Source organism: uncultured Sphingorhabdus sp. (genome assembly GCF_937872355.1).
Taxonomy (GTDB): domain Bacteria; phylum Pseudomonadota; class Alphaproteobacteria; order Sphingomonadales; family Sphingomonadaceae; genus Sphingorhabdus_B.
The window spans coordinates 1-6758 of sequence record NZ_CALMSV010000142.1 but is presented as its reverse complement, the minus strand read 5'-3'; the positions used below and the strand labels follow the sequence as shown (position 1 = coordinate 6758).

The 6758-nt window shown below is 59.6% G+C and carries 5 protein-coding genes; 2 read left to right on the top strand and 3 right to left on the bottom strand.

All coding sequences use genetic code 11. From position 1 onward, the window contains the following. The coding region (gene acnA / locus Q0239_RS08795; RefSeq protein ID WP_298601346.1) for an aconitate hydratase AcnA at nucleotides 1–2414 on the top strand (2414 nt) is incomplete at its 5' end. After that, nucleotides 2414–2890, top strand: coding sequence for an OmpA family protein (locus tag Q0239_RS08790; protein WP_298601343.1), 477 nt, complete (start codon nucleotides 2414–2416; stop codon nucleotides 2888–2890). The genes acnA and Q0239_RS08790, both read left to right, overlap by 1 nt. Here Q0239_RS08790 and Q0239_RS08785 read toward each other — a convergent pair. From Q0239_RS08785 to Q0239_RS08775, 3 genes are all read right to left on the bottom strand, one after another. Continuing rightward, nucleotides 2887–4746, bottom strand: a complete 1860-nt coding sequence (locus Q0239_RS08785; protein ID WP_298601340.1) for an acetyl/propionyl/methylcrotonyl-CoA carboxylase subunit alpha — start codon at nucleotides 4744–4746, stop codon at nucleotides 2887–2889. The two genes, Q0239_RS08790 and Q0239_RS08785, sit on opposite strands and share 4 nt — an antisense overlap. Then, complete coding sequence (locus Q0239_RS08780; protein WP_298601337.1) at nucleotides 4743–5222, bottom strand: DUF4262 domain-containing protein; 480 nt, start codon at nucleotides 5220–5222, stop codon at nucleotides 4743–4745. Before Q0239_RS08780 ends, Q0239_RS08785 begins: the two co-directional genes overlap by 4 nt. After that, a partial coding sequence (locus Q0239_RS08775) for a carboxyl transferase domain-containing protein (protein ID WP_298601334.1) occupies nucleotides 5219–6758 on the bottom strand: 1540 nt, incomplete at its 5' end. The genes Q0239_RS08775 and Q0239_RS08780, both read right to left, overlap by 4 nt.

Below are 6758 nucleotides of genomic sequence, written 5' to 3'. Positions count from 1 at the left end.
CGCGCGTGCTGCTGCAGGATTTCACCGGCGTGCCTTGCGTTGTTGACTTGGCCGCAATGCGCGATGCGATTGCCAAGCTGGGCGGCGATACCAGCAAGATCAACCCGCTGGTCCCCGTCCACCTCGTCATCGACCACTCGGTGATGATCGACGAATTCGGCCACCCCAAGGCGTTCGAACAAAATGTCGAGATCGAATATTACCGCAATGGCGAACGCTATGACTTCCTGAAATGGGGTTCGAAATCGCTCGACAATTTCAAGGCGGTTCCCCCGGGCACCGGCATTTGCCACCAGGTCAATCTGGAGCATATCGCGCAGGCAGTGTGGACTTCGCAGGACCAGAGCGGCGCGACCGTTGCTTACCCCGACACCTGCGTCGGCACCGATAGCCACACCACGATGATCAACGGCCTTGGCGTGCTCGGCTGGGGCGTGGGCGGCATCGAGGCAGAGGCCGCGATGCTGGGCCAGCCGGTATCGATGCTGATCCCCGAAGTTGTCGGTTTCAAGCTGACCGGATCGCTGGCCGAAGGCATCACCGCGACCGACCTTGTGCTCACCTGCACCCAGATGCTGCGCGCGCATGGCGTGGTTGGCCGCTTTGTCGAATATTATGGTCCGGGCCTTGCCTCGCTGACCCTCGCCGACCGCGCGACGCTCGCCAATATGGCACCCGAATATGGCGCGACCTGCGGCTTCTTTGGCATCGACGACAAGACGCTCGATTATATGCGCTTGACCGGCCGCAGCGAAGAGGCTGTTGCGCTCGCCGAGGCCTATGCCAAGGAGCAGGGTTTCTGGATCGATCCGTCGGTTGAGCCGATTTTCTCATCGACCCTCGAACTCGACATGTCGACCGTGCAGCCCTCGCTGGCGGGTCCGAAGCGGCCGCAGGACAAGGTTGTGCTGCAGCAGGTCGACGATGTGTTCAATGCGGACCTCGCCGACGTTTACAAACATGACGGCTTCAAGCGCGTGGCCGTAGAAGGCAAATCCCACGATATCGGCGATGGCGACGTTGTGATCGCGGCGATTACCTCGTGCACGAATACGAGCAATCCGGGCGTGCTGGTGGCCGCGGGGCTGGTCGCGAAAAAGGCGAATGAGCGCGGCTTGAAGCCCAAGCCATGGGTGAAGACCTCGCTTGCGCCGGGATCGCAGGTTGTCACCGACTATCTGGTGAAGGCTGGCCTGCAGGAGCATCTCGACGCGGTTGGCTTCAACCTGGTCGGCTATGGCTGCACCACCTGCATCGGCAACTCCGGCCCGCTGGCAGAGCCGATCTCGAAGGCGATCAACGGCAATGATATTGTCGCCGCCAGCGTGATTTCGGGCACCCGCAACTTTGAAGGCCGCGTCTCGCCCGACGTGCGTGCGAACTTCCTCGCTTCACCGCCGCTGGTCGTCGCTTATGCGCTCAAGGGCACGGTGACTGAGGATTTCACCACCACCCCGATCGGCAAAGGTTCCGACGGCGCGGACGTGTACCTCAAGGATATTTGGCCCTCAAATCAGGAGATTAACGACCTGATGACCGCCAATGTCAGCCGCGACATGTTCCTCAGCCGCTACGCAACGGTCTATCAGGGTGACGAACATTGGCAGGCAATCCAGGTCGAGGGGTCGGAAACCTATCAGTGGCGCGCAGGCAGCACTTACGTCGCAAACCCGCCTTATTTCGAAGGCCTCGAAATGACCCCGGCCCCGGTATCCGACATCATCGAAGCCAAGCCGCTCGCGATCCTCGGCGATTCGATCACCACCGACCACATCAGCCCCGCCGGCAGCATCAAGGCAGACAGCCCGGCCGGAAAATGGCTTATGGAACATCAGGTTAGCAAATCCGACTTCAACAGCTACGGCGCCCGCCGCGGCCACCACGAAGTCATGATGCGCGGGACTTTTGCGAATATAAGAATTAAAAATGAAATGGTTCCCGGAATTGAAGGTGGAATGAGTCGCTACGGAGAAGAAGTGCTTCCGATTTATGATGTAGCCATGAAACACAAGGCAGACGGTACTGCACTTGTTGTTATTGGCGGCAAGGAATACGGAACAGGTTCTTCGCGTGACTGGGCCGCTAAGGGAACTAATCTTTTAGGTGTCAAGGCGGTTATTGTTGAGAGCTTCGAGCGTATCCACCGTTCTAATCTTGTCGGCATGGGTGTGCTGCCGTTGCAGTTCAAGGAAGGCGAGAACCGCCAGAGCCTTGGCCTCAATGGCGATTGCAGCTTCACCATCACCGGCGTCGCCAATCTGAAGCCGCGCCAGACGGTAACGGTCAAGGTCACCCGCAAGGATGGCTCTACCTTCAATTTTGACGCGCTTTGCCGCATCGATACCGCTAATGAGCTGGAATATTTCCTCAACGGCGGCATCCTGCATTACGTATTGCGCAAGCTGGCCGCGTAATGCGTCTGACGGTGATGTTAGCGGGGGCAGCGTTGCTGCTCCCGGTCGCGCTGGCGGCACAGGTAACGCTGGACGGCAATCGTTTGGTGCTGCCCGGCAAAGTCAATTTTCCCGCTGGCAAGGCTGTGCCCAATCCTAGCGCCGAAGCCTCAATCGAAGCAGTCGCCAAATATATGGCGGACAAGAAGTACATCACGACCTTGCGCATCGAAGGCCATGTCGCGATGGGCGGTCAGCCGCAGCAGTTGAGTCAGGACCGTGCCATGGCCGTCGCCAAGGCGCTGGTGGCAAAAGGGGTCGACTGCAAAAGGTTGTTCGTGGTGGGCTTTGGCAACAGCAAGCCCGTCACGACGCCCTCGTCCAGCTCTGAAAATACGCGCATCGAATTTGTGAACGCGGCGCTGCGCGGCAAGCCGATTGGTGGCTTGCCAGTCGATGGCGGTGGCTGGGGCGCTGGGGATCCCTGCAAGCCTTAACTTGCAGCGTCCTGTATCCGCACCAGCAACGCCTCAACCTGAACCTGAGCGCCAGCGACGGCGTTAAGCTCTGCCACCACACCATCGAACGGCGCTGTCAGCGTGTGCTCCATCTTCATGGCTTCGAGCGTGAGGAGCTTCTGTCCTTTGGTCACCGCCTGCCCTGCCGTCACATCAACTGCGATGATACGGCCGGGCATGGGGGAGAGGATCGTGCCATCACCAGCAACCCCGCCATGCGCGCCTTCGTGGCGGTCGAGCGTGTAGCGGCGCGCGAAGCCGCCGGTGAAGGCGAGAATTTCGCGTGCGGGCTCAGCAGCATTCACTTCGGAAAGCGACACTTCGTAAACGGTTCCAGCATCATCGCGCAGTCGTGCGACCGCGTGCGGGGCCGCGTTGAGACGGAAACCCAGCGCGCCGCTCCATGGCCCTTCGCCGGGGCTGGCAGCAAGCAACGCGGCCACTTCGGTCAGTTCATCGACCTCGGCCTCAATCGGATGGACCAGCTCGTCGCCATCGCGCCCTATTAGGCCAGTATCGACATCGCCCGAAAGAAACTCCGGATGACGCAGCAGATTGCCCAAGAACCCGGCATTGGTTTTCACCGGCCAGACTTCGGTATCGTCGATCCCGGCCTCCAGCCGCGCGATTGCCTCATCGCGGGTAGTACCATGTGCTATCAGCTTGGCGATCATCGGATCGTAAAAGGGGGAGACTTCGCCGCCTTGCTCCACCCCGGTATCGACACGAAGGCTATCGGGCAGCACCAGATGCTCAAGCTTGCCGATTGAGGGCAGGAAGCCCTTCTCCGGATCCTCGGCATAGAGCCGCGCCTCCATCGCCCAGCCATTGATGGCCAGTTGATCCTGCGTCATCGGCAAGCGCTCACCACTCGCGATGCGTAACTGCCATTCGACAAGATCGACGCCGGTAATCGCCTCGGTCACCGGATGTTCGACCTGCAGGCGGGTGTTCATTTCCATAAACCAGATGCGATCGGCGCGCAGGCCTTCGGACGCATCGGCGATAAACTCGATCGTGCCCGCCCCGACATAATCGACCGCCTTTGCCGCACGAACGGCGGCGGCACAGAGTGCCTCGCGTGTTTCGGCATCCATCCCCGGCGCAGGCGCTTCCTCGATCACCTTCTGGTGGCGGCGTTGCAGTGAGCAATCGCGTTCGAACAGATGGACAATCTGGCCGTGGCTGTCGCCGAACACTTGCACCTCGATATGGCGCGGGCGCTGGATATATTTCTCTATCAGTACATGGTCATTGCCAAACGAAGCGGCAGCCTCACGCCGGCAACTGGCGAGGGCATCGGCAAAATCCTCCGGCCGTTCGACCAGCCGCATCCCCTTGCCACCGCCGCCCGCAACCGCCTTGATCAGCACCGGATAGCCAATGCCATCGGCCTGAATGGCTAGGAAACCTGCATCCTGATTGCTGCCCATATAGCCCGGCGTCACGGGCACACCCGCCTGCTGCATCAACTGCTTGGCCGCATCTTTCAGGCCCATTGCGGTTATGCTGGCAGGATTGGGGCCGACCCATGTTATGCCTGCGCTGATCACGCGCTGCGCAAATTCGGCATTTTCCGAGAGGAAGCCATAGCCGGGATGGATAGCCTCCGCACCGGTGACGCGGGCAACGTCGATCAGCTTCTCGCCCACCAGATAGCTTTCCCGCGCTGCGGAGGCACCGATATGCACGGCATCGTCCGCCATCCGCACATGCAGCGCATTGGCATCGGCATCCGAATAGACCGCGATGGTGCGGATACCCATAGCGCGTGCGGTTCGGATAATCCGGCAGGCGATCTCGCCGCGGTTTGCGATGAGGAGGGATTGGATCATTGGGTTTCCACTGGTGTTTGAGCTAGAATTACGCCCTCAGCGCAACCGGACTCGTCGGGAAAAACTCCCCTTTTGTCAGGCCAAAGCAATTGCAAACGATCCGGTGGATCTTTTGTACCGATGTAACGCGCGAACCAACGTGCATATCCGAAATAGTTGTCAGATATACTGCTTCCATCGACTAGTTTTGCTGGAAAACCTTCAATGACCTCTGTGAGGATCATACCGGCACTCGGTATATTGTTCTTGCTTTTGCACTCATCAATTGCGTCGCTAAGCAGCCCATGTGCGAACTCACTATCCAGCCCGAAACAAATCAACTCGGGCCATCCAAAGGTATGTGGCAAGCCGATTGTGTAGGTAAACCATTCCTCAGGATCGTCGCTATCGACGGCTGGGGCAACGCTGATTGCAAACCAGCCGTGAGCTTCGATCTTTTCGATCATATTCTTGTCGGATTTGTCTAACTTAATCACATCCGGAACACCCCAAAACCGCGATCTTCAACCGGCGCGTTCAATGTCGCCGCCAGCGCAAGCCCGAGCACATCGCGGGTCTGCGCGGGGTCGATCACCCCATCGTCCCACAAACGCGCGGTGGCGTAATAGGGGTTGCCTTCATCCTCATATTTCTGGCGGATCGGGGCCTTGAAGGCTTCGGCTTGTTCAGGGCTCCAGCTTGCGGCATCGCGGTGGACGGTGGCGAGCACGCTGGCTGCTTGTTCGCCGCCCATCACGCTGATCCGCGCATTGGGCCAGCTGAACAGGAAACGGGGCGAATAGGCCCTGCCGCACATGCCATAATTGCCCGCGCCAAAGCTGCCGCCGATCAGCACGGTGATCTTGGGCACGGTCGCGGTGGCGACGGCGGTGACGAGTTTGGCGCCATGCTTGGCGATCCCCTCCGCCTCAAATTTGCCGCCGACCATGAAACCGCTGATATTTTGCAGGAACAGCAGCGGGATTTTGCGTTGCTGTGCGAGTTCGATGAAGTGCGCGCCCTTTTGCGCGCTCTCGCTGAACAGCACGCCATTGTTCGCAAGGATCGCGACCGGCATGCCCCAAATATGGGCAAAGCCGCACACCAGCGTGCTGCCATAGAGCGCCTTGAACTCGTGAAATTCGCTGCCGTCGACGAGCCGCGCAATCACCTCATGCACATCATAAGGCGCGCGGACATCTTCGGGGATGATGCCATAGAGTTCCTGCGGATCATATTTGGGCGGGCGCGGTTCGCGCTTTTCAACCTTGAAACTTTCATTCGCACCCAAATGGCTGACAATATCGCGAACGATGGTCAGTGCATGTTCGTCATTCTCGGCAAGATGATCGACCACGCCTGATTTCTTGGCGTGCAGATCACCCCCGCCCAGATCCTCGGCACTAATCTCCTCCCCTGTCGCAGCCTTCACCAATGGCGGGCCGGCAAGGAAGATCGTGCCCTGCTTCTTCACAATCACCGTCTCGTCCGACATCGCAGGCACATACGCCCCGCCCGCTGTACAGCTGCCCATCACGCAGGCGATCTGTGGAATCGCCTTGGCCGACATATTCGCCTGATTGAAAAAGATGCGCCCGAAATGTTCGCGGTCGGGAAAGACCTCTGCCTGGTGCGGCAGGTTCGCCCCGCCGCTATCGACGAGGTAGATGCAAGGGAGCCGGTTCTCCATCGCGACTTCCTGTGCGCGGAGATGCTTTTTCACAGTCAGCGGATAATAAGTACCACCTTTCACCGTCGCGTCATTGCATACGATCATGCACTCGCGGCCCGATACGCGCCCGATGCCGGTGATTAGGCTCGCCCCATGGACATCGCCTTCATACATGCCGTTGGCGGCGAGTTGGCCTATCTCAAGAAAGGGCGCGCCGGGATCGAGCAATCGCTCTACCCGATCACGCGGCAGCAGCTTTCCGCGCGCCACATGGCGCTCGCGATGCTGCTCTGGTCCGCCGAGCGCAGCCTGCGCGACCTTCGCGCGCAATTCTTCCGGCAAAGCGCGGTTATGCGCAGCA

Coding starts and splice junctions, on each gene's coding strand:
- Q0239_RS08790 (WP_298601343.1), top strand. CDS start 2,414: ATGCGTCTGACGGTGATGTTAGCGGGGGCAGCGTTGCTGCTCCCGGTC.
- Q0239_RS08785 (WP_298601340.1), bottom strand. CDS start 4,746: ATGATCCAATCCCTCCTCATCGCAAACCGCGGCGAGATCGCCTGCCGG.